Origin of the sequence: Staphylococcus sp. HMSC072H03, from assembly GCF_001809305.1 — a bacterium.
Taxonomy (GTDB): Bacteria; Bacillota; Bacilli; order Staphylococcales; family Staphylococcaceae; genus Staphylococcus; species Staphylococcus hominis.
The window spans coordinates 13,678-33,851 of the sequence record NZ_KV796875.1 but is presented as its reverse complement, the minus strand read 5'-3'; the positions used below and the strand labels follow the sequence as shown (position 1 = coordinate 33,851).

Below are 20,174 nucleotides of genomic sequence, written 5' to 3'. Positions count from 1 at the left end.
AAAACAAGTTATATTATTCACCTTTATTTTTTTTGATGATTTCTTCAGCAATTGATTTTGGAACTTCTGCATAATGGTCAAAGTACATAGTGTAAGTACCGCGACCTTGAGTGTTAGAACGTAATGAAGTTGCATAACCAAACATTTCTGAAAGTGGTACATAAGCGTTAACAACTTGTGCATTACCACGTGGTTCCATACCATCAACACGTCCACGACGAGCTGTTACGTCACCCATGATATCACCCATGTATTCTTCAGGCATTTCGATTGTAACTTTCATCATTGGTTCTAAGATAACTGGATCACATTTTTTAGCAGCTTCTTTAAGTGCTAATGATGCAGCAATTTTGAAGGCCATTTCTGATGAATCGACATCATGGTATGAACCATCAAATAATTTAGCTTTAACATCAATTAATGGATAACCAGCTAATACACCGTTTTCCATAGCATCTTTAAGACCAGCTTCAACTGATGGAATGTATTCACGAGGAACTACACCACCAACGATAGCGTTTTCGAATTCGAAACCTGCGCCAGTTTCATTTGGAGTGAATTCAATATGAACATCACCATATTGTCCACGACCACCTGATTGACGAGAGAATTTACCTTGAACTTGAGCAGATTGTTTAAATGTTTCACGATATGAAACCATTGGTGCACCTACGTTACATTCAACGTTGAATTCTTTTTTCATACGGTCTACTAAGATATCTAAGTGTAACTCACCCATACCACCGATGATAACTTGTCCAGTTTCTTCGTCAGTATGTGCATGGAAAGTAGGGTCTTCTTCTTGTAATTTAACTAAAGCTTGAGTCATTTTATCTTGGTCAGCTTTAGACTTAGGTTCTACTGATAAGTGAATAACTGGTTCTGGGAATTCCATTGATTCCAAGATAATGTCATTTTTCTCACCACATAAAGTGTCACCAGTACCTGTTTCTTTAAGACCTACAGCTGCAGCGATATCTCCTGAGTAAACAGTGTCAATTTCTTGACGAGAGTTCGCATGCATTTGTAATAAACGACCTACACGTTCACGTTTATCTTTTGTTGAGTTTTTAACGTATGAACCAGATGTTAACGTACCTGAATATACACGGAAGAAAGTTAATTTACCAACATAAGGGTCAGTCATAACTTTGAAAGCTAACGCTGCGAATTCAGCATTATCGTCAGCTTTTGCAATGACTTCTTCATCAGGATTTTCAGCACGATGACCTACGATAGGTTTAACATCTAATGGTGATGGTAAGTAATCAATTACTGCATTAAGCATTAATTGAACACCTTTGTTTTTGAATGCTGTACCACAAAGTACTGGGTAGAATTCTACGTCAGTAGTTGCTTGACGGATAGCATTTTTTAATTCAGCTACTGAAATTTCTTCGTCACCAAGATATTTTTCCATTAATTCGTCGCTAGTTTCTGCAACTGCTTCGATTAAGTTAGAACGAGCTTCTTCTGCTCTTTCTTTGTGATCTTCAGGAATTTCAATTTCTTCAATTTCTGTACCTAAGTCATTTGTATATTTGAAACATTTCATTTCAACTAAGTCAATGATTGCTTCAAATTCATCTTCGGCACCAATTGGTAATTGGATAGGTGCTGCATTTGCTTGTAAGCGATCATGTAATGTACTTACTGAATACTCAAAGTTTGCACCAAGTTTATCCATTTTGTTAACGAATACAATACGAGGAACACCATAAGTAGTAGCTTGACGCCAAACTGTTTCAGTTTGAGGTTCTACACCTGATTGAGCATCAAGTACAGTAACCGCACCGTCAAGTACACGTAATGAACGTTCAACTTCTACAGTGAAGTCTACGTGTCCTGGTGTATCGATAATGTTAACACGGTGGTCTTTCCAAGAAGCTGTTGTTGCAGCTGATGTGATTGTAATACCACGATCTTGTTCTTGTTCCATCCAGTCCATTTGTGAAGCACCTTCATGTGTTTCACCAATTTTGTGGATACGACCTGTATAATAAAGAATACGTTCAGTCGTTGTAGTTTTACCAGCATCGATGTGAGCCATGATACCGATATTACGAGTGTTTTTCAAAGAAAATTCTCTAGCCATTGTTTTTCTCCTTCCAGTTATTACTGAATAAGTACTATAGAATATGGCGATGCCCTAAGCATGAACCATTTTACTTGGTAAACCAATATGACGGAACACACTCAGGGTTAAAGCTTCAATCTTACCAACGATAGTGAGCGAATGCTTTGTTCGCTTCAGCCATTTTGTGAGTGTCCTCACGTTTTTTGACTGCACCACCTGTATTGTTAGCAGCATCTAAGATTTCGTTAGCTAAACGATCTTCCATAGTTTTTTCACCACGAAGACGAGCGTAGTTTACTAACCAACGTAATCCTAAAGTTGTACGACGTTCTGGGCGCACCTCAACAGGTACTTGGTAGTTTGAACCACCTACACGACGCGCTTTTACTTCTAATACTGGCATAATGTTGTTAATAGCTTCTTCGAATACTTCTAAAGCATCACGACCACTGCGTTGTTCTACAAGGTCAAATGCAGAATAAAGAATTCTTTGTGCTGTTCCGCGTTTACCATCTAACATAATTTTGTTAATTAATTTTGTAACTAACTTAGAGTTATGAATTGGATCTGGTAATACGTCTCTTTTAGGTACTGATCCTTTACGAGGCATTATAAAGTCCTCCCTTCCTATTATAATATATTCTTAAAAATTGATAGTAAAATTTACACAATCTTAAACTTAATTTTTAGGTTTTTTAGTTCCGTATAATGAACGTCCTTGTCTACGTCCATCTACACCTGAAGTATCAAGTGCACCACGTACAATATGGTAACGCACACCAGGTAAGTCTTTTACACGTCCACCACGTACAAGTACAACACTGTGTTCTTGTAAGTTATGGCCGATACCAGGAATGTATGCGTTGATTTCAATGTTGTTTGATAAACGCACACGAGCGTATTTACGTAACGCTGAGTTAGGTTTTTTAGGTGTCATTGTACCTACACGAGTACAAACACCACGTTTTTGAGGTGAGTTTAAGTTAGTAAATTGTTTCTTTTTACTATTGAAACCTCTGTTTAACGCTGGTGAATCTGATTTTTTAGATTTACTTTGTCTAGGTTTACGTACTAATTGATTAATAGTTGGCATTGAATGTCCTCCTCTCTTCATTTTTAATTCCACACATCCAGGTGGTTCATTTTTAGGTTAAATAAAATTTAGTAAGTGTAAAAACTTACTAATTCTCATTCAATAACGCAACAATTGTCGCATTAACATTAATACCTACTGCTTTTCCTAAAGCCGATTTGCTTTCGAAATAAGTAATCGGTATGCTTTTATGATTGATTTGGCTAAATACTTGAGCTAATAAGTATATCTCAACATCTTTAGCAATAATCAATGATGCAACTTGATCTTTTTTCAACGCTTTTAACGTTTGTTTAAGACCAACTACAAAATGTTGTTTGTTAAAGCGTGCAACTTTTTCATTAGACATTAAATATCCTCCAAAGTTCTGCTTGCATCAACCTTTACAATAATAACACTTTATATAATAATTAGTCAACATTTTTTATCATTTTCTGTAAATATTAAAAGAAAAGAACTTGGAACAAATTAAAGTTCCAAGTTACTTTCACATTAATTACTCAGTCACTTCTGCTTCGTCAGCTTCAGCAACTGGAGTACCCACTTTATCGTATTTAACGTCACTATAACGTCTCATACCTGTACCAGCTGGGATAAGTTTACCGATAATAACATTCTCTTTAAGTCCAAGTAAGTCATCGCGTTTACCTTTAATAGCAGCATCAGTAAGTACACGAGTAGTTTCTTGGAATGAAGCCGCAGATAAGAAGCTTTCTGTTTCAAGAGATGCTTTAGTAATACCAAGTAATACTGGTTTTGCAGTAGCTGGGCGTTTACGTTCTTTAAACGCTTCTCTATTTGCATCAGTAAAGTTATGAATATCTACTAATGAACCTGGTAGAAGTTTAGTGTCACCAGCTTCAATAATTCTTACTTTACGTAACATTTGTCTAACCATTACTTCAACGTGTTTATCATCAATTTCTACACCTTGCATACGATAAACTTTTTGTACTTCTTTAAGTAAGTAGCTTTCAGTCGCGTTTAAACCAGCAACAGCTAAGAAGTTCTTAGGTTCAATAGAACCTTCAGTTAATACTTCTCCACGTTCTACTGATTGGCCAATTTCTACTTTAATTCTTGAAGTACCTGAAGCAAGATAAGATCGTGTTTCATTAGCGCCTTTAATTACAATTTCTTGTTGGCGATCTTTTGCTAATTTAATATCTTCAACGACACCTTCGATTTCAGTAATTACCGCTTGACCTTTAGGGTTACGTGCTTCAAAGATCTCTTGGATACGAGGAAGACCTTGAGTGATATCGCTTCCTGCTACCCCACCTGTATGGAAGGTACGCATTGTAAGTTGGGTACCAGGCTCACCAATTGATTGAGCGGCAATAGTACCAACTGCTTCACCTACTTCAACTTTTTCACCTGTAGCAAGGTTTTTACCGTAACATTTTTCACATACACCATGACGAGTATTACATGTAAATGCTGAACGGATATACATTTTTTCAATACCTGCATCTGTAATTTTCTTAGCAATTTCAGGTGTGATTAATTCATCAGGACGAATAATGATTTCATCCGTTTCAGGATGACGAATTGTTTCTTTAGAATAACGGCCTTCAATACGTTCGATAAATGGTTCAATCATTTCTGTACCTTCTTTAATATCAGAAACTAATAAACCACGGTCCGTACCACAATCTTCTTCACGAACGATAACATCTTGTGCAACATCAACAAGACGACGAGTAAGATAACCTGAATCGGCTGTTTTAAGTGCTGTATCGGCAAGACCTTTACGCGCACCATGAGTTGAGATGAAGTATTCTAATACTGTTAAACCTTCACGAAATGATGAAGTAATTGGTAACTCAATAATTTTACCTGATGGCGCAGCCATTAATCCACGCATACCAGCTAATTGTGTGAAGTTAGATGCGTTACCACGGGCACCTGAGTCACTCATCATAAAGATTGGGTTTGTTTTTTCAAGTGATTGCATTAATTCGCCTTGAATTTGATCTTTAGCATCTGTCCAAATTTCAACAACTGCATTGTAACGTTCATCTTCAGTGATTAAACCACGATTAAATTGTTTAGATACACGTTCTACTAATTTTTCGTGTTCATCTAAAATTTGTTGTTTATCTGGAAGTACTACGATATCAGATACACCAACTGTAATACCAGCTTTAGATGAGAACTTGAATCCTAAGTCTTTCATGCGGTCAAGCATCATTGATGTATCTGTGATGCTAAATCTATTAAATACTTCAGCAATAATATTACCTAAGAATTTTTTGTTGAAAGGTGCAGTAAGTTCTTGCTCTTCGAAGTAAGCTTTAAGACCACCTTCACCTAATTGTGTTGGATCAACAAAATATTTATCAGGTGTTTTATCTTCTAAGTTTTCTTGAGTAGGCTCATTAATATATGCAAATGAATCTGGAATGATTTCATTAAAGATCACTTTACCTACAGAAGTAGCTAAAATTTTATTATTTTGTTCTTCTGTAAATGTAGGGTTATTAAGTGAACGCGCATGTAAACCTATACGAGTGTGTAGATGAACATAACCATTTGCATATGCTTTAAGTACTTCATTTGTATCATTAAAGATTATACCAGTATTTACAGCATCTTTACGTTCTAAAGTTAAGTAATAGTTACCTAATACCATATCTTGTGATGGTGTAACAACTGGTTTACCATCTTTAGGGTTCAAGATATTTTGTGCCGCTAACATTAACATACGTGCTTCAGCTTGTGCTTCTTTAGATAATGGTACGTGTACCGCCATTTGGTCACCATCAAAGTCAGCGTTATAAGCTGTTGTTACAAGTGGATGTAAACGGATTGCACGCCCTTCTACTAAAGTAGGTTCGAAAGCTTGAATACCTAATCTGTGAAGCGTTGGCGCACGGTTAAGTAATACTGGGTGTTCTTTAATGACATCTTCTAATACATCCCATACTTCATCATCCATGCGTTCAATTTTACTTTTCGCATTTTTAATGTTTGTTGCGATTTCACGTTGAACTAATTCTTTCATGACGAAAGGTTTAAATAATTCAAGTGCCATTTCTTTTGGAAGACCACATTGATACATTTTTAAGTTTGGTCCTACCGCGATAACTGAACGACCTGAGTAGTCAACACGTTTACCAAGTAAGTTTTGACGGAAACGACCTTGTTTACCTTTTAACATATGTGATAAAGATTTCAATGGTCTATTACCTGGACCAGTTACTGGACGACCACGACGACCATTATCGATTAGTGCATCTACTGCTTCTTGTAACATACGTTTTTCGTTTTGAACGATGATACCAGGAGCACCAAGATCTAATAAACGTTTCAAACGATTATTACGGTTAATAACACGACGATATAAATCATTTAAATCACTTGTTGCAAAACGTCCACCATCTAATTGAACCATAGGACGAATTTCTGGTGGAATAATTGGTAGTACATCTAAAATCATCCATGAAGGATTATTTCCAGAATTTCTAAATGATTCCACAACTTCTAAACGTTTAATTGCACGTGTTAATCTTTGTCCAGTTGCTGATTCTAATTCATCACGTAATGCTTTTAATTCTTCATCTAAGTCAATTTCTTCTAATAGGTCTTTAATACCTTCTGCACCCATTTTTGCTACAAATTGACCTGGGTATTTATCATAATATTCTCTGAATTCAGCTTCAGATAATAATGATTTTTTCTCTAATCCAGTTGGACCTGGATCTACAACCACATAAGAAGCAAAATAAATAACTTCTTCTAATGATCTTGGAGACATATCTAATAAAAGACCCATACGACTTGGGATACCTTTAAAGTACCAAATGTGAGAAACAGGTGCTGCTAATTCAATATGACCCATTCTTTCACGACGAACTTTAGATTTTGTGACTTCTACACCACAACGGTCACAAACCATGCCTTTGTAGCGTACACGTTTGTACTTACCACAACTACACTCCCAGTCTTTTGTAGGTCCAAAAATTCTTTCACAGAAAAGACCATCTTTCTCAGGTTTCAAAGTACGATAGTTAATTGTTTCTGGTTTTTTCACTTCACCATATGACCAAGAACGGATTTTTTCAGGTGAGGCTAAACCGATTTTCATATAATGGAAATTATTTACATCAATCAAGGAGCCTACCTCCTTCAATTTAGATTAGCTGTGCTATTTGATTGATTTACATTTACTGAAACTGACATCACATACATAAGATGCACATCAGTGCGCAATCTAAATCTTGATGAGATTAAAATTACGCAACTCATGTTTATTCATCTTAAATTTATAATTTTATTATTCGTTAGTTTCTTTTTGAGTTTCTGGAACATCTTTTTGTTGTAAATCTACTTTGCGCTCAGTTGCATCTTCATCATCAACATCGGCCATTTCGATTTCATTATCATGTTCATCCATAACTTTTACATCTAAACCTAAACTTTGTAATTCTTTCATCAATACTCGGAATGATTCAGGAACACTTGGTCTTGAAATGTTTTCACCTTTAACGATAGATTCGTATGTTTTAACACGACCTACAGTATCGTCAGATTTATAAGTTAAGATTTCTTGTAATGTGTATGCTGCACCATAAGCTTCAAGTGCCCATACCTCCATCTCACCGAAACGTTGTCCACCGAATTGTGCTTTACCACCAAGTGGTTGTTGTGTAACAAGTGAGTAAGGTCCAGTTGAACGCGCATGCAATTTATCGTCAACCATGTGAGCAAGTTTAAGCATATACATTACTCCAACAGAAATACGATTATCGAATGGTTCACCAGTACGTCCATCATATAATACTGTTTTACCATCACGTGCCATACCAGCCTCTTCGATTGTAGACCATACATCATCGTCGTTTGCACCATCGAATACTGGAGAAGCAACATGAATACCTAAGTTTTTAGCAGCCATACCTAAATGTAACTCTAAAACTTGTCCAATGTTCATACGTGATGGTACACCTAGTGGGTTTAACATGATATCGATTGGACGTCCATCTGGTAAGTAAGGCATATCTTCTTCAGGAACAATCTTAGAGATAACCCCTTTGTTACCATGACGACCACACATTTTGTCCCCAACATGGATTTTACGTTTTTGAACGATATATACACGAACAAGTTGGTTCACACCTGGTGATAAAGTATCATCGCCTTCTTCACGATTAAATACTTTAACGTCTAGAACGATACCACCTGCACCATGTGGCACACGTAATGAAGTATCGCGAACTTCTCTTGCTTTTTCACCAAAGATGGCGTGTAATAATCGTTCTTCTGCAGTTAATTCTGTGACACCTTTTGGCGTTACTTTACCAACTAAGATATCTCCATCTTTAACTTCTGCACCGACGTATATAATACCACGATCGTCTAAGTTTTTAAGTGCATTTTCAGAAACGTTAGGAATATCACGTGTAATTTCTTCAGGTCCTAATTTAGTATCACGTGCTTCAGATTCGTATTCTTCAATATGAATTGAAGTATATACATCGTCTTTAACTAATCGTTCACTCATGATAACGGCATCCTCATAGTTATATCCGTCCCAAGTCATGAAACCTACAACGACGTTACGACCTAATGCCATTTCTCCTAATTCCATTGAAGGACCATCAGCTAAAATTTCATTGTATTCTACAACGTCACCTACAGAAACGATTGGACGTTGGTTATAACAAGTACCAGAGTTTGAACGTTTAAATTTAGCTAATGGGTAACGGTCTAATTCGCCTTCATGTTCAGTTCCATTTTCCTCAACTAAACGACGAACTAGGATTTCATTAGACTCAACATGTTCAACACGACCTCTATGTTTTGCAGTAATTGCTGCACCAGAGTCACGAGCTGCCACATGTTCCATACCTGTACCCACAAATGGAGCTTCAGGATTCATCAATGGTACTGCTTGACGTTGCATGTTCGCACCCATTAACGCACGGTTAGAGTCATCGTTTTCAAGGAATGGGATACAAGCTGTCGCTGCTGATACTACTTGTTTAGGTGATACATCCATGTAGTCCATTTTTTCTTTTGCCATAACAGTATTGTTACCACGGAAACGACATACCACTTCATCATCTAGGAAACGACCATTTTCATCTAAACGAGAATTGGCTTGTGCAACTACATAGCTATCTTCTTCATCAGCAGTTAAATAATCAATTTGATCAGTAATTGAATTTGTATCAATATCTACTTTACGATATGGTGTTTCGATAAAACCAAATTCATTTACACGTGCATAACTAGATAATGAGTTAATTAAACCAATGTTTGGTCCCTCTGGTGTCTCAATTGGACACATACGACCATAGTGAGAATAGTGTACGTCACGAACTTCCATTTGTGCACGTTCACGTGTTAAACCACCAGGTCCTAAAGCAGAAAGACGACGTTTATGTGTTAACTCTGCTAATGGGTTAGCTTGGTCCATGAATTGAGACAATTGAGAACTACCAAAGAATTCTTTAATTGAAGCAATTACAGGTCTAATATTAATTAATTGTTGTGGTGTAATTGAATCAGTATCTTGAATAGACATTCTTTCGCGAACGACACGTTCCATTCTAGATAAACCAATTCGGAATTGGTTTTGTAACAGTTCACCTACTGAACGTAAACGACGATTACCTAAATGGTCAATATCATCTGTATAACCAATACCATTCAATAAGTTAAAGAAATAACTCATTGAGGCAATAATATCTGCTGGTGTAATACATTTCACTTCTGAATCAGGTAATGCATTACCAATCACTGTTGTAGTGCGTTCTTCTTCATCATTTGGAACATACACTTTAATTGATTGAATTTCTACAGGTTCATCAATAACGCTACCTTCTAACTCGAACACTTCACTGTTTGCATTTGACTCTAAAACATTCATAATTTCGTCTAATTTACGACGATCTAAAACTGTTCCTTCTTCAGCAACAATTTCACCTGTTTCGCTGTCAACGATTGGTTCAGCTAATTTTTGGTTAAATAAACGATGTTTTAGGTGTAACTTTTTATTTGTTTTATAGCGACCAACACTTGCTAAATCATAGCGTTTAGGGTCGAAGAAACGTGAATATAATAAGCTTTTTGCGTTTTCAACTGTTGGTGGTTCACCAGGACGTAAACGTTCATAGATTTCTAATAAAGCTTGTTCAGTATTTTCAGTACTATCTTTTTCAAGCGTATTACGTAAGTATTCACTATCTCCTAATAAATCGATAATTTCTTGATCACTAGAGAATCCTAAAGCACGTAATAATACTGTTAAAGGTAATTTACGTGTTCTATCAATTCGAACGTAAACGATGTCTTTAGCATCTGTTTCATATTCTAACCACGCGCCACGGTTTGGAATAATCGTTGCGTCGTAATTTTCACGTCCATTTTTATCTATTTTTTCATTAAAATATACTGATGGTGAACGTACTAATTGTGAAACGATAACACGTTCTGCACCATTAATTACGAACGTACCAGTATCCGTCATCAATGGGAAGTCACCCATGAAAACTTCTTGTTCTTTAACTTCACCAGTTTCTTTGATAATGAGACGTACTTTAACACGAAGAGGTGCAGCATAAGTAGCGTCACGGTTTTTTGATTCTTCTAAATCATATTTTGGTTCACCTAATCTATAATCCACAAATTCTAAAGATAGGTTTCCAGTGAAATCTTCAATTGGTGAAATATCACGGAACATTTCTAATAAACCTTCTTTTAAGAACCAGTCATAAGATTTAGTTTGAATTTCTATTAAGTTAGGTAATTCTAATACTTCTGAAATTCTCGCATAATTTCTACGTTTACGATGTCTTCCATATTGGACAACTTGACCTGCCAAACAGATTCACCCCTCAAATATTGTGTTGAACTTATACACAAAATTTCACATAACAAGACAAAAAGAAAACGGCAACACAATTGATGACACCATTTTCGATTCTTCTCTTATTCTTGTTTATCGTGCTCAATTTGCGTAAAAGTACACACTTGTTGAACATAAATTTTTACATTTTATAACTATATCAGAATACCATTTTGAAATCAACCTTTTTGGCTCTTCAATATATAGTACCCTTTACTTTTGTTCACAGTTTCTACATTATTAAATATTTCTTCCATTTTCTTTTTAGCAGAAGGCATACCTTGCTTTTTCTGAATGACAACATAGAGTTCACCTTGATTTTTTAGCTTTTGATATGCTTCTTCAAAGATTCGATGAACAACATTTTTCCCAGCTCTAATTGGTGGATTTGTTAATACAAAGTCAAAGTATTCATTCTCAACTTGTGACAGACCATCACTTTCTGTAATGATGACATTATCAATTTGATTTTGCTTTTTGTTCTTTTCAGCTAAATGTAAAGCTCGATGATTCACATCCACCATAGTCATTTGATGGTGTGGTGACACTTTAGCAATCATTAAACCAATAGGACCATAACCACAGCCAACATCAATGATACGTTTACTTGGACCTGGTGGATGTTCATTTAAAAACGTTCGTACTAATAAATCAGACCCAAAATCTACTTTTCCTTTTGAAAAAACGCCCGCATCTGTCGTTAGTTTTAACTGAGATTTATGATAAAAGTATTGAATTGTTTTTTCATCACTTTGTACTTCAGGATTTTCATCATAGTAGTGACTCATGATTTCACCTCTTTATTTGTTCATCTATTTGATTAGAAAATGAATTAAAACCCCGTTATCAACAATAACGGGGTTTTAATTTCTCAAAGAATGCAAGTAATCATTAACGCTTTCACTCTAAAGTGACTAAGTTAAAATGATTTACTTATATATTAAGTTAAGATACTAGAATTATTTTAATTCTACAGTAGCTCCAACTTCTTCTAATTGTTCTTTAAGTTTTTCAGCATCTTCTTTAGCAACAGCTTCTTTGATTACTTTAGGAGCGTTGTCTACTAATTCTTTAGCGTCTTTTAAGCCTAAGCCAGTTGCTTCTTTAACTGCTTTAACAACTTTGATTTTTGAAGATCCAGCTGAAGTTAATTCAACGTCAAATTCAGTTTTTTCTGCGCCAGCGTCTCCGCCACCAGCTGCACCAGCTGCTGCTACAGGAGCTGCTGCTGTTACACCAAATTCTTCTTCAATTGCTTTTACTAAATCGTTTAATTCTAATACTGACATTTCTTTAATTGCTTCAATGATTTGTTCTTGATTAGCCATTTTATTATTCCTCCATTTATTTTAAAATTTTATGCGCAATTATTCAGCGCTTTCTTCTTTTTGTTCTCCAACAGCTTTAACCGCATAAGCGAAGTTGCGTACTGGAGCTTGTAATACTGATAAAAGCATAGATACAAGACCATCGTGTGAAGGTAATGAACCAACAGTTTTAACTTCTTCTGCTGAGATAACGTTACCTTCCATAACGCCTGTTTTAATTTCTAAAGCTTCATGTTCTTTAGCAAATCCTGAGATCACTTTCGCTGGAGCAACTACATCATCAGTAGTTGTAGCGATAGCTGTAGGACCAGTTAAGAATTCATCTAAGCCTTCGATACCTGCTTTTTCAGCTGCACGACGAACTAATGTGTTTTTGTATACTTTATACTCAACACCAGCTTCACGTAATTGAGCACGTAAATCAGTTACTTCCGCAACCGTTAAACCACGGTAGTCCACAATAACAGTTGAAACTGAATTTTTAAGTTGTTCAGCGATAACGTCAACTTGTTGTTTTTTAGCTTCAATAATAGCAGACATTCAGACACCTCCATTTTTATTTTTGGTGCTTTTTTAATAAAAAAAGCACTTTCTACCCACGGCAAAAAGTGCTTGAAAGATCATTATAATAATCATCACGTTCAAGTCAATTTTAGCCTCGGTAGGATATTGTTTTAAGTTAAAAATTAACTCCTACTGTCTTAGGTAAAATAATCACAATAAATAATATAACTTGTTTATTGTGATATGTCAATTGTTTTTTTTAAAAAAGACTGGAAGAAAATGTATCTTATCTTTTTCAAAATAAGCAATTATTATCTACCAGTCTATAATCTATTAATATATTTAAAATTAAAGTTTAAATGCTGAAGTATCTACTTTAACTCCAGGACCCATTGTTGTAGTTACAGCAACAGATTTGAAGTAAGTACCTTTAGCAGATGCTGGTTTAGCTTTAGCTAAAACATCTTGTAAAGCATTAAAGTTTTCAACTAATTTTTCTTCGTCGAAAGATACTTTACCAATCGTAGCATGTACGATACCTGCTTTTTCAGCACGATATTCAACTTTACCAGCTTTAATTTCTTCTACAGCTTTTTTAACGTCCATAGTTACTGTACCAGTTTTAGGGTTTGGCATTAAACCTTTAGGTCCTAATACACGACCTAATTTACCAACTTCACCCATCATGTCAGGTGTTGCTACTACTACGTCAAAGTCGAACCAACCTTGTTGGATTTTTTGAGCATATTCAGATTCACCTACGTAATCTGCGCCTGCTTCTTCTGCTTCTGTAATTTTATCACCTTTAGCGAAAACTAATACACGTTGTGATTTACCAGTACCGTTTGGTAGCACTACTGCACCACGGATTTGTTGGTCATTTTTACGTGTATCAATACCTAAACGGAATGCTACTTCAACTGATGCATCAAAGTTAGCGATACTAGTTTCTTTAGCTAATTTAATTGCTTCTTCAACACTATAGTATTTAGTACGGTCAACTTTATTAGCTGCTTCTTGATACTTTTTACCTTTTTTAGCCATTTATTGTTCCTCCTTTAGTGGTTTTAGCGGAATTTCCTCCCACGCTTACTTGTGTGATTTACACAAGTTAAGAGCAGATAACAGATGATGTCAATAATAAATATTAATTTACTAAAGACTAATCATAGACAATATATGTTGTCGTTTCTGTTACCTGCTATCGTCTATCAGTTTATTTCAAATTCAAACTAATTTTCATTTAATAATTATTGTACAGTGATACCCATACTACGTGCAGTACCTTCGATAATACGCATAGCTGCTTCTTCGTCTGCAGCGTTTAAGTCTTGCATTTTTGTTTGAGCAATTTCACGTACTTGATCTTTAGTTACTGTAGCAACTTTAGTTTTGTTTGGTTCACCAGAACCTTTTTCAACGCCAGCTGCTTTTTTAAGTAGTACTGGAGCCGGTGGAGTTTTAGTAATGAATGTAAATGAACGATCTTCATATACACTGATTTCTACCGGAATGATTAAACCTGCTTGTTCTTGTGTACGTGCATTGAATTCTTTACAGAATCCCATGATGTTCACACCTGCTTGACCTAATGCTGGACCAACTGGTGGTGCTGGGTTCGCTTTACCTGCAGGAATTTGTAATTTAACTACTTTTTCTACTTTTTTAGCCACGATGTGCACCTCCTTGATATCGTGATGTGGTCACAGGGCTCAGTTTTGCCCTCCCACTCATAAACATTTCGTGACGAAATGAGCGTTCTAAAAACGCGACCACATTATTTTAACATTAAACTTAATTGAAAATCAATAGTAAAATTTCATCTTTTTAAGCAAATCATACTTTATAATTTAAAATGATTATAATTTTTCTATTTGATCGAATTCTACTTCGACTGGTGTTTCTCTACCAAACATATCGACTAATACAGTTAATTTAAATTTATCTGCTTCGATTTCTTGAACTTCACCAACTTGATTTGCAAATGGTCCTGATTTGATGCGGACTTGTTCACCTACATCTAATTCTACATCAATTGTTTTTTCTTTAAGTCCCATTTGTTTTAAGATAAATCTCATTTCTTCAGGAAGTAATGGATTAGGTTTTGAACCTGCACCTGCTGAACCAACAAATCCTGTGACACCTGGTGTATTACGTACAACATACCATGATTCATCTGTCATAATAAGTTCTACTAAAACATACCCAGGAAATGTCTTTTTAACTTGTTTTTTTGCTTTCCCATCTTTAACTTGTGTTTCTTCCTCTTCAGGTATGACAACTCTAAAAATTTGCTCTGTCATATTCATTGATTCTACTCTTTTTTCTAAATTCTTTTTAACTTTATTTTCATATCCAGAATACGTATGCACTGCGTACCAACGCTTAGTCCCAACTTCTTCAGACATGTTGTCACTCCTTACTCTTATCTAAATAATTCAATTAAATTACCAATACCTACGTCTAATACCCAGAAAAAGACCATAAAGAAAATTACTGTAGCTACTACAATGACAGTATATTTAAAAAGTTCTTCTTTCGTAGGCCAACTTGTTTTTTCCATTTCGCTTTTAACGCCTTGGAAGAAACTTTCTTTATTCTTACTTGCGTCTTTATCTTTAGCCATAACCTTACCTCCATGCTCTTCAAAGTATATACTTATAAACTCATTACTTTGATTCTTTATGCATCGTGTGTTCATTACATCTGGAACAATATTTCTTCAGTTGTAATCTCTTAGCTGATGTTTCTTTTTTAGGTACATTATAATTTCTGCTACCACACATTTCACAAACTAAAGGTACTTTTCTCACATCAATTCACCTTTGCTCATATTAATACCAGTATACTATACATAAACTTATAATAAACTGTCAAACTCGTACTAAAATACTTAACATTTGTATTTTAATAAATATTGTTTCATTTTTATTTTACAACGTTGAATACTATTGTAAACTACTTTATCTTTTACATTTAGTCTTTTCGCTATTTCTGATGGGGAATAATCAAGTAGAAGTAAATTTGCAACTTCTCTTTCAAACATACTTAACTTCTTAAAACTATCTATCAAGTCTTCTTTACTTAATCTAGTTAAATATAGTTCTTCCGTCCTTTTTATCATTTGATTCAAACGATATTCTACTACACATTCATTGATTAACAATTGTTGACGTTGATTAAACGCATAACGTTTTCTCCAAAAATCTTTTTTTACAGAATAAACTAAACGATTTAAATAATGTTCGAATGGAACATTCGTATTAAAATTAAATGTGTGTAAAGCTAAATATATCTTTAACGAGGTATCTTGAATTAAATCTTCCAGTTCTTGATGATCTATACCTAGCATTCTAAACTTCATCATAAGTTTAGGACGTATCACATTCATTATATTTGCGAATAACTGTTCTTTCTCCAATGTATTTTGGCTATATTGAAAAGCTTTAAATATATCTTCTAGTTGTCGAAAATGATAAGTCATATACAAAACCTTTCTTTATAAGTTAGGCACATTGTATAAGACGCATCTTTTAAATATCAAGACTGTATTATTTATGTTTTTTACCATATCCTCGTCGTATTTTTTCAAATTCTGCAAGTACATCTTTTGATAACGAAATTCGAGTTCTTGGTTTACGTTCATTAAAATCATCTACTGATTTACTAACCGTCATTGCATTCTCTTTTAAATCTCGCCACATTTCTCTAGATGAAACACGATATGCACCTGCTCCAAAAATAGCATGTTGCTCGCTCATATCGCTAGTCACTACTGTAATATGTGTCGTATGTTTATTGTATAAATTATATACATAACGCTCAATATAGCTATCTGCAGTTTCTTTTTCTTTCGTAAAAACTGTTTTAACACCATGATACATGTATTCTCTTTCTATACCAGATTGTTCATATGCATCAAATACACATACAATCTCATCAGCGACAACTGCATTGTAATTGGCAATCACATCTAAGAGTTGTTCACGTGCTTCCTCTAAACTTTCTCTTGCTACTTTACTCAATTCCCTTGATTGACCAATCATATTGTAACCATCAATAATTAGATATCTATCTTTCATTGGGTGTCTCCAATTTGATGTCGTTTTCGATAGACTTCATACATCATTAAACTAGCAGCTACAGAAGCATTTAAGCTATTAACATGGCCTACCATAGGAATTTTAATATAGAAATCACATTTATCTTTAACCAATCTACTCATACCTTGCCCTTCACTACCAATTACGATAGCCAATGGCATATCAGCAGCCATATTGCGATAATCTGTAGCATTATCCGCTTCAGCTCCTGCTACCCAATATCCATTATCTTTCAGCTCATCAATTGTTTTTGATAAATTTGTAACACGCATCACTGGGACATGTTGAATCGCACCTGTTGACGCTTTTGCGACAGTTTGTGTGAGCGCAACAGAACGTCTCTTAGGGATAATAACTCCATCTACTCCACTTGCATCTGCCGTTCTAATGATCGAACCAAGATTATGTGGGTCTTCTAAACCATCTAAAATAATTATTGTAGAAAGGCCTTCTTTTTCTTTTTGAGATTGAATAAACTGATCAAAATCTGCATATTCGTATGGTGCAATCAGTGCAGCTACACCTTGATGAGGTGCATTTGCTAAATTATCTAATTTGGATTTTGGAACAGTTTGTATAATCAATTTCTGTGCTTTAGCATTTTTTAAAATATCATTAATTTGCTGCTTTCTTATTCCTTCTTGTATCCAAATTTTATTTATTGTATGACCAGACACAATTGCTTCTTTAACAGCGTGTCTACCGACAATAACGATATCTTCCACTATGTTCACTACCTTTCATCAACAATTTGTACAATCGTATCAAGTAACGCATCTAATCGTTCATTTTGATGATCTAAATAAAGAAATCCTATAACAGCTTCTAAACCTGAACTTTTACGATACGTTTGTACATCTGTATTTTTAGCTTTCGTATAACTTTTAGCGTTACGGCCTCTTCTAACAATATCTAGTTCTTCTTCAGTAAACCATTCTTTTGTTATTAATACCTCGAGCGTTTGTGCTTGGCTTTTTGCAGACACATATTGTTTCGATACTTGGTGTAAGCGATTCGGTTTACTCTGTAATTTAAGCACAATGTATTCACGTACATGCTGGTCTAATACAGCATCTCCCATATAAGCTAACGTTAATGGGTTTAATAGCTTTGCATCCATATTAACCCCTTCTAAATCTTACACCTTGAGGCGTATCTTCAAGAATAATATTTTGTTCTTTTAGCATATCTCTAATTTCGTCAGCTCGAGCAAAATCTTTATTTTTACGTGCTTCATTACGTTCTTCGATAAGTTTTTCTATGTCTTCATCAAGTAATACATCATTTTCTTTTCCTTCTAATGGCACACCTAATACGTCACTAAAAATGTGATATACTTCTTTAAAGCGCTGAATCACTTTAGTAGATGTTGTATTTTCTAATACATATTTATTAGCTAATTTCGATAAATCATACCATGCAGTTACAGCATTTGCTGTATTAAAATCATCATCCATTACAGCTTCAAATTGTTTTAAAATATCATTAATTTGATCAATATAGTCTGTTTGTGTTTCTAAATCAGTTGTGATTGCTTCTCTTTCTTTAATTAATTGATAACTATTACGTATACGCTCTAATCCACTTTTAGCAGCATTCACTAATTCAACGTTATAGTTGATTGGACTTCTATAATGAACACTGATCATGAAGAAACGTAATACATCTGGATCAATTTCTTTAATAATATCGTGTACTAAAATAAAGTTACCTAATGATTTACTCATTTTTTCATTATCTATATTAATGAAACCATTATGCATCCAATAATTAGCAAAAGGCGCGTGATTGTGTGCTTCAGATTGCGCTATTTCATTTTCATGATGTGGAAATTGTAAATCTGATCCTCCTGCATGGATATCAATTGTTTTTCCCAATTCATGATAAGCCATTACAGAGCATTCAATATGCCATCCTGGACGTCCTTGTCCAAATGGGCTCTCCCAACTAATTTCTCCAGGTTTTGCCTTTTTCCATAGCGTAAAGTCCAATGCATCCTCTTTTTGTTCACCTGCTTCTATACGAGCGCCAACTTTTAAATCATCAATAGACTGATGACTTAATTTACCATATCCATCAAATTTACGGGTTCTAAAATACACATCTCCATTACTTTCATATGCATAACCTTCATCTACAAGTTGTTTAATGAAGTCAATGATTTCATCCATATGATTCATTACTCGCGGATTAGATGTCGCTCTTTTAACATTAAGTGCCCCTACATCTTCATAGAATGCCTTGATATATCGATCAGCAATTTCTGGCACACTTTCATTTAATTCTTTAGACCGATTAATGAGTTTATCATCTACATCAGTAAAATTAGATACGTAATCAACCGTATAGCCTTTATATTCAAAATATCGACGTACCACGTCATAATTAATTGCTGGACGGGCATTACCAATATGAATGTAATTATACACTGTAGGTCCACATACATACATTTTTACCTTACCAGGCTCAATAGGCTTAAACACCTCTTTTTGACGTGTTAAAGTATTATATAATGTAATCATCTTTAATCTCTCCATTCTTAGCTTTTTCCAATTGTCGTTCTAGTTGCTTAATTTGTTCAAATAAAGGATCAGGCAAATTACGATGATCAAATGTTTTCCCAATTCGTTTTCCTTCTTGTTTAACAATATGACCTGGAATGCCTACAACTGTTGTATAACTTGGCACAGATTGTAAGACTACTGAATTCGCACCAATATTAACATTAGAATTAATTTGGATATTTCCTAAAACTTTTGATCCTGCTGCAATTAAAACATTATCTCCAATATCTGGATGACGCTTTCCTTTTTGTTTACCTGTACCACCAAGTGTCACGCCTTGATAAATAGTTACGTTATCTCCAATCGTACATGTTTCACCAATGACTACACCCATACCATGATCAATAAATAGACGTTTTCCGATTTTTGCTCCAGGATGAATTTCAATTCCTGTAAAAAAGCGAGATACTTGTGAAATCATTCTCGCCAAAACGTAGTGTTTTTTATTATATAATTTATGTGCAATTAAGTGACTCCATACCGCATGCAAGCCTGCATAAGTTGTGATTACTTCAAATGTTGTACGTGCTGCAGGGTCTTGTTCAAATACCATTTTTACATCATCTTTCATTCTTTTTATCAAGACGCTCGCCTCCCCATTTTCTATATATTATGAATATCTTACAGTCCATGTATAATAATTCAAATAT

Annotated in this window: 20 protein-coding genes and 1 other annotated feature; all 20 genes read right to left on the bottom strand. The window is 34.8% G+C overall.

The window, feature by feature from the left end:
- Nucleotides 1-13: 13 nt before the first annotated feature.
- On the bottom strand, nt 14-2,095 hold the full coding sequence (gene fusA / locus HMPREF2578_RS02110) for an elongation factor G (protein ID WP_017175320.1): 2,082 nt from the start codon (nt 2,093-2,095) through the stop codon (nt 14-16).
- A 121-nt stretch (nt 2,096-2,216) separates the two neighbouring features.
- Nucleotides 2,217-2,687, bottom strand: coding sequence for a 30S ribosomal protein S7 (gene rpsG, locus HMPREF2578_RS02105; protein ID WP_001137495.1), 471 nt, complete (start codon nt 2,685-2,687; stop codon nt 2,217-2,219).
- A 69-nt stretch (nt 2,688-2,756) separates the two neighbouring features.
- On the bottom strand, nt 2,757-3,170 hold the full coding sequence (gene rpsL, locus HMPREF2578_RS02100) for a 30S ribosomal protein S12 (RefSeq protein WP_016931318.1): 414 nt from the start codon (nt 3,168-3,170) through the stop codon (nt 2,757-2,759).
- An 88-nt stretch (nt 3,171-3,258) separates the two neighbouring features.
- Nucleotides 3,259-3,519, bottom strand: a complete 261-nt coding sequence (locus HMPREF2578_RS02095; protein WP_017175319.1) for a ribosomal L7Ae/L30e/S12e/Gadd45 family protein — start codon at nt 3,517-3,519, stop codon at nt 3,259-3,261.
- Nucleotides 3,520-3,666: 147 nt separating this feature from the next.
- On the bottom strand, nt 3,667-7,260 hold the full coding sequence (gene rpoC, locus HMPREF2578_RS02090; RefSeq protein ID WP_161795359.1) for a DNA-directed RNA polymerase subunit beta': 3,594 nt from the start codon (nt 7,258-7,260) through the stop codon (nt 3,667-3,669).
- 189 nt (nt 7,261-7,449) lie between these two features.
- Nucleotides 7,450-11,001, bottom strand: coding sequence for a DNA-directed RNA polymerase subunit beta (gene rpoB, locus HMPREF2578_RS02085; RefSeq protein WP_002449020.1), 3,552 nt, complete (start codon nt 10,999-11,001; stop codon nt 7,450-7,452).
- 203 nt (nt 11,002-11,204) lie between these two features.
- Entirely contained in the window at nt 11,205-11,813 is a 609-nt protein-coding gene (locus HMPREF2578_RS02080) for a class I SAM-dependent methyltransferase (protein ID WP_017175316.1), read from the bottom strand.
- A gap of 171 nt (nt 11,814-11,984) precedes the next feature.
- On the bottom strand, nt 11,985-12,353 hold the full coding sequence (gene rplL, locus HMPREF2578_RS02075; protein ID WP_002488409.1) for a 50S ribosomal protein L7/L12: 369 nt from the start codon (nt 12,351-12,353) through the stop codon (nt 11,985-11,987).
- Between the two features lie 39 nt (nt 12,354-12,392).
- Complete coding sequence (gene rplJ / locus HMPREF2578_RS02070; protein WP_002449049.1) at nt 12,393-12,893, bottom strand: 50S ribosomal protein L10; 501 nt, start codon at nt 12,891-12,893, stop codon at nt 12,393-12,395.
- Between the two features lie 30 nt (nt 12,894-12,923).
- Nucleotides 12,924-13,077 (bottom strand) — a sequence feature (ribosomal protein L10 leader region).
- Nucleotides 13,078-13,205: 128 nt separating this feature from the next.
- The gene (gene rplA / locus HMPREF2578_RS02065; protein WP_017175315.1) at nt 13,206-13,901 is read right to left on the bottom strand and encodes a 50S ribosomal protein L1; all 696 of its coding nucleotides are present in this window, start codon (nt 13,899-13,901) and stop codon (nt 13,206-13,208) included.
- Between the two features lie 206 nt (nt 13,902-14,107).
- Nucleotides 14,108-14,530: a 50S ribosomal protein L11 gene (rplK, locus tag HMPREF2578_RS02060; RefSeq protein ID WP_001832298.1), complete on the bottom strand. Its 423-nt coding sequence runs from the start codon at nt 14,528-14,530 to the stop codon at nt 14,108-14,110.
- 186 nt (nt 14,531-14,716) lie between these two features.
- Complete coding sequence (gene nusG / locus HMPREF2578_RS02055) at nt 14,717-15,265, bottom strand: transcription termination/antitermination protein NusG (RefSeq protein ID WP_017175314.1); 549 nt, start codon at nt 15,263-15,265, stop codon at nt 14,717-14,719.
- Nucleotides 15,266-15,282: 17 nt separating this feature from the next.
- Entirely contained in the window at nt 15,283-15,483 is a 201-nt protein-coding gene (gene secE, locus HMPREF2578_RS02050; protein ID WP_017175313.1) for a preprotein translocase subunit SecE, read from the bottom strand.
- A 43-nt stretch (nt 15,484-15,526) separates the two neighbouring features.
- Complete coding sequence (rpmG, locus tag HMPREF2578_RS10805) at nt 15,527-15,670, bottom strand: 50S ribosomal protein L33 (protein WP_049336738.1); 144 nt, start codon at nt 15,668-15,670, stop codon at nt 15,527-15,529.
- 80 nt (nt 15,671-15,750) lie between these two features.
- Nucleotides 15,751-16,341 carry a sigma-70 family RNA polymerase sigma factor gene (locus tag HMPREF2578_RS02045; RefSeq protein ID WP_017175312.1) on the bottom strand — a complete coding sequence of 197 codons (591 nt, stop codon included), beginning with the start codon at nt 16,339-16,341 and terminating at the stop codon, nt 15,751-15,753.
- Between the two features lie 67 nt (nt 16,342-16,408).
- Nucleotides 16,409-16,939, bottom strand: a complete 531-nt coding sequence (locus HMPREF2578_RS02040) for an NYN domain-containing protein (RefSeq protein WP_017175311.1) — start codon at nt 16,937-16,939, stop codon at nt 16,409-16,411.
- On the bottom strand, nt 16,936-17,685 hold the full coding sequence (rlmB, locus tag HMPREF2578_RS02035) for a 23S rRNA (guanosine(2251)-2'-O)-methyltransferase RlmB (RefSeq protein ID WP_037541103.1): 750 nt from the start codon (nt 17,683-17,685) through the stop codon (nt 16,936-16,938). The genes HMPREF2578_RS02040 and rlmB overlap by 4 nt, the downstream gene beginning before the upstream one ends.
- A gap of 8 nt (nt 17,686-17,693) precedes the next feature.
- The gene (locus tag HMPREF2578_RS02030; RefSeq protein ID WP_017175309.1) at nt 17,694-18,080 is read right to left on the bottom strand and encodes a Mini-ribonuclease 3; all 387 of its coding nucleotides are present in this window, start codon (nt 18,078-18,080) and stop codon (nt 17,694-17,696) included.
- A 1-nt stretch (nt 18,081) separates the two neighbouring features.
- Nucleotides 18,082-19,482: a cysteine--tRNA ligase gene (gene cysS, locus HMPREF2578_RS02025; RefSeq protein WP_017175308.1), complete on the bottom strand. Its 1,401-nt coding sequence runs from the start codon at nt 19,480-19,482 to the stop codon at nt 18,082-18,084.
- Nucleotides 19,466-20,095 (bottom strand): serine O-acetyltransferase, encoded by a 630-nt coding sequence (gene cysE / locus HMPREF2578_RS02020; RefSeq protein ID WP_170999993.1) that lies wholly within the window; start codon nt 20,093-20,095, stop codon nt 19,466-19,468. The genes cysS and cysE overlap by 17 nt, the downstream gene beginning before the upstream one ends.
- Nucleotides 20,096-20,174: the final 79 nt, after the last annotated feature.

Coding starts and splice junctions, on each gene's coding strand:
- fusA (WP_017175320.1), bottom strand. CDS start 2,095: ATGGCTAGAGAATTTTCTTTGAAAAACACTCGTAATATCGGTATCATG.
- rpsG (WP_001137495.1), bottom strand. CDS start 2,687: ATGCCTCGTAAAGGATCAGTACCTAAAAGAGACGTATTACCAGATCCA.
- rpsL (WP_016931318.1), bottom strand. CDS start 3,170: ATGCCAACTATTAATCAATTAGTACGTAAACCTAGACAAAGTAAATCT.
- HMPREF2578_RS02095 (WP_017175319.1), bottom strand. CDS start 3,519: ATGTCTAATGAAAAAGTTGCACGCTTTAACAAACAACATTTTGTAGTT.
- rpoC (WP_161795359.1), bottom strand. CDS start 7,260: ATGAAAATCGGTTTAGCCTCACCTGAAAAAATCCGTTCTTGGTCATAT.
- HMPREF2578_RS02080 (WP_017175316.1), bottom strand. CDS start 11,813: ATGAGTCACTACTATGATGAAAATCCTGAAGTACAAAGTGATGAAAAA.
- rplL (WP_002488409.1), bottom strand. CDS start 12,353: ATGGCTAATCAAGAACAAATCATTGAAGCAATTAAAGAAATGTCAGTA.
- rplJ (WP_002449049.1), bottom strand. CDS start 12,893: ATGTCTGCTATTATTGAAGCTAAAAAACAACAAGTTGACGTTATCGCT.
- rplA (WP_017175315.1), bottom strand. CDS start 13,901: ATGGCTAAAAAAGGTAAAAAGTATCAAGAAGCAGCTAATAAAGTTGAC.
- nusG (WP_017175314.1), bottom strand. CDS start 15,265: ATGTCTGAAGAAGTTGGGACTAAGCGTTGGTACGCAGTGCATACGTAT.
- secE (WP_017175313.1), bottom strand. CDS start 15,483: ATGGCTAAAGATAAAGACGCAAGTAAGAATAAAGAAAGTTTCTTCCAA.
- HMPREF2578_RS02045 (WP_017175312.1), bottom strand. CDS start 16,341: ATGACTTATCATTTTCGACAACTAGAAGATATATTTAAAGCTTTTCAA.
- HMPREF2578_RS02040 (WP_017175311.1), bottom strand. CDS start 16,939: ATGAAAGATAGATATCTAATTATTGATGGTTACAATATGATTGGTCAA.
- HMPREF2578_RS02030 (WP_017175309.1), bottom strand. CDS start 18,080: ATGGATGCAAAGCTATTAAACCCATTAACGTTAGCTTATATGGGAGAT.
- cysS (WP_017175308.1), bottom strand. CDS start 19,482: ATGATTACATTATATAATACTTTAACACGTCAAAAAGAGGTGTTTAAG.
- cysE (WP_170999993.1), bottom strand. CDS start 20,095: ATGAAAGATGATGTAAAAATGGTATTTGAACAAGACCCTGCAGCACGT.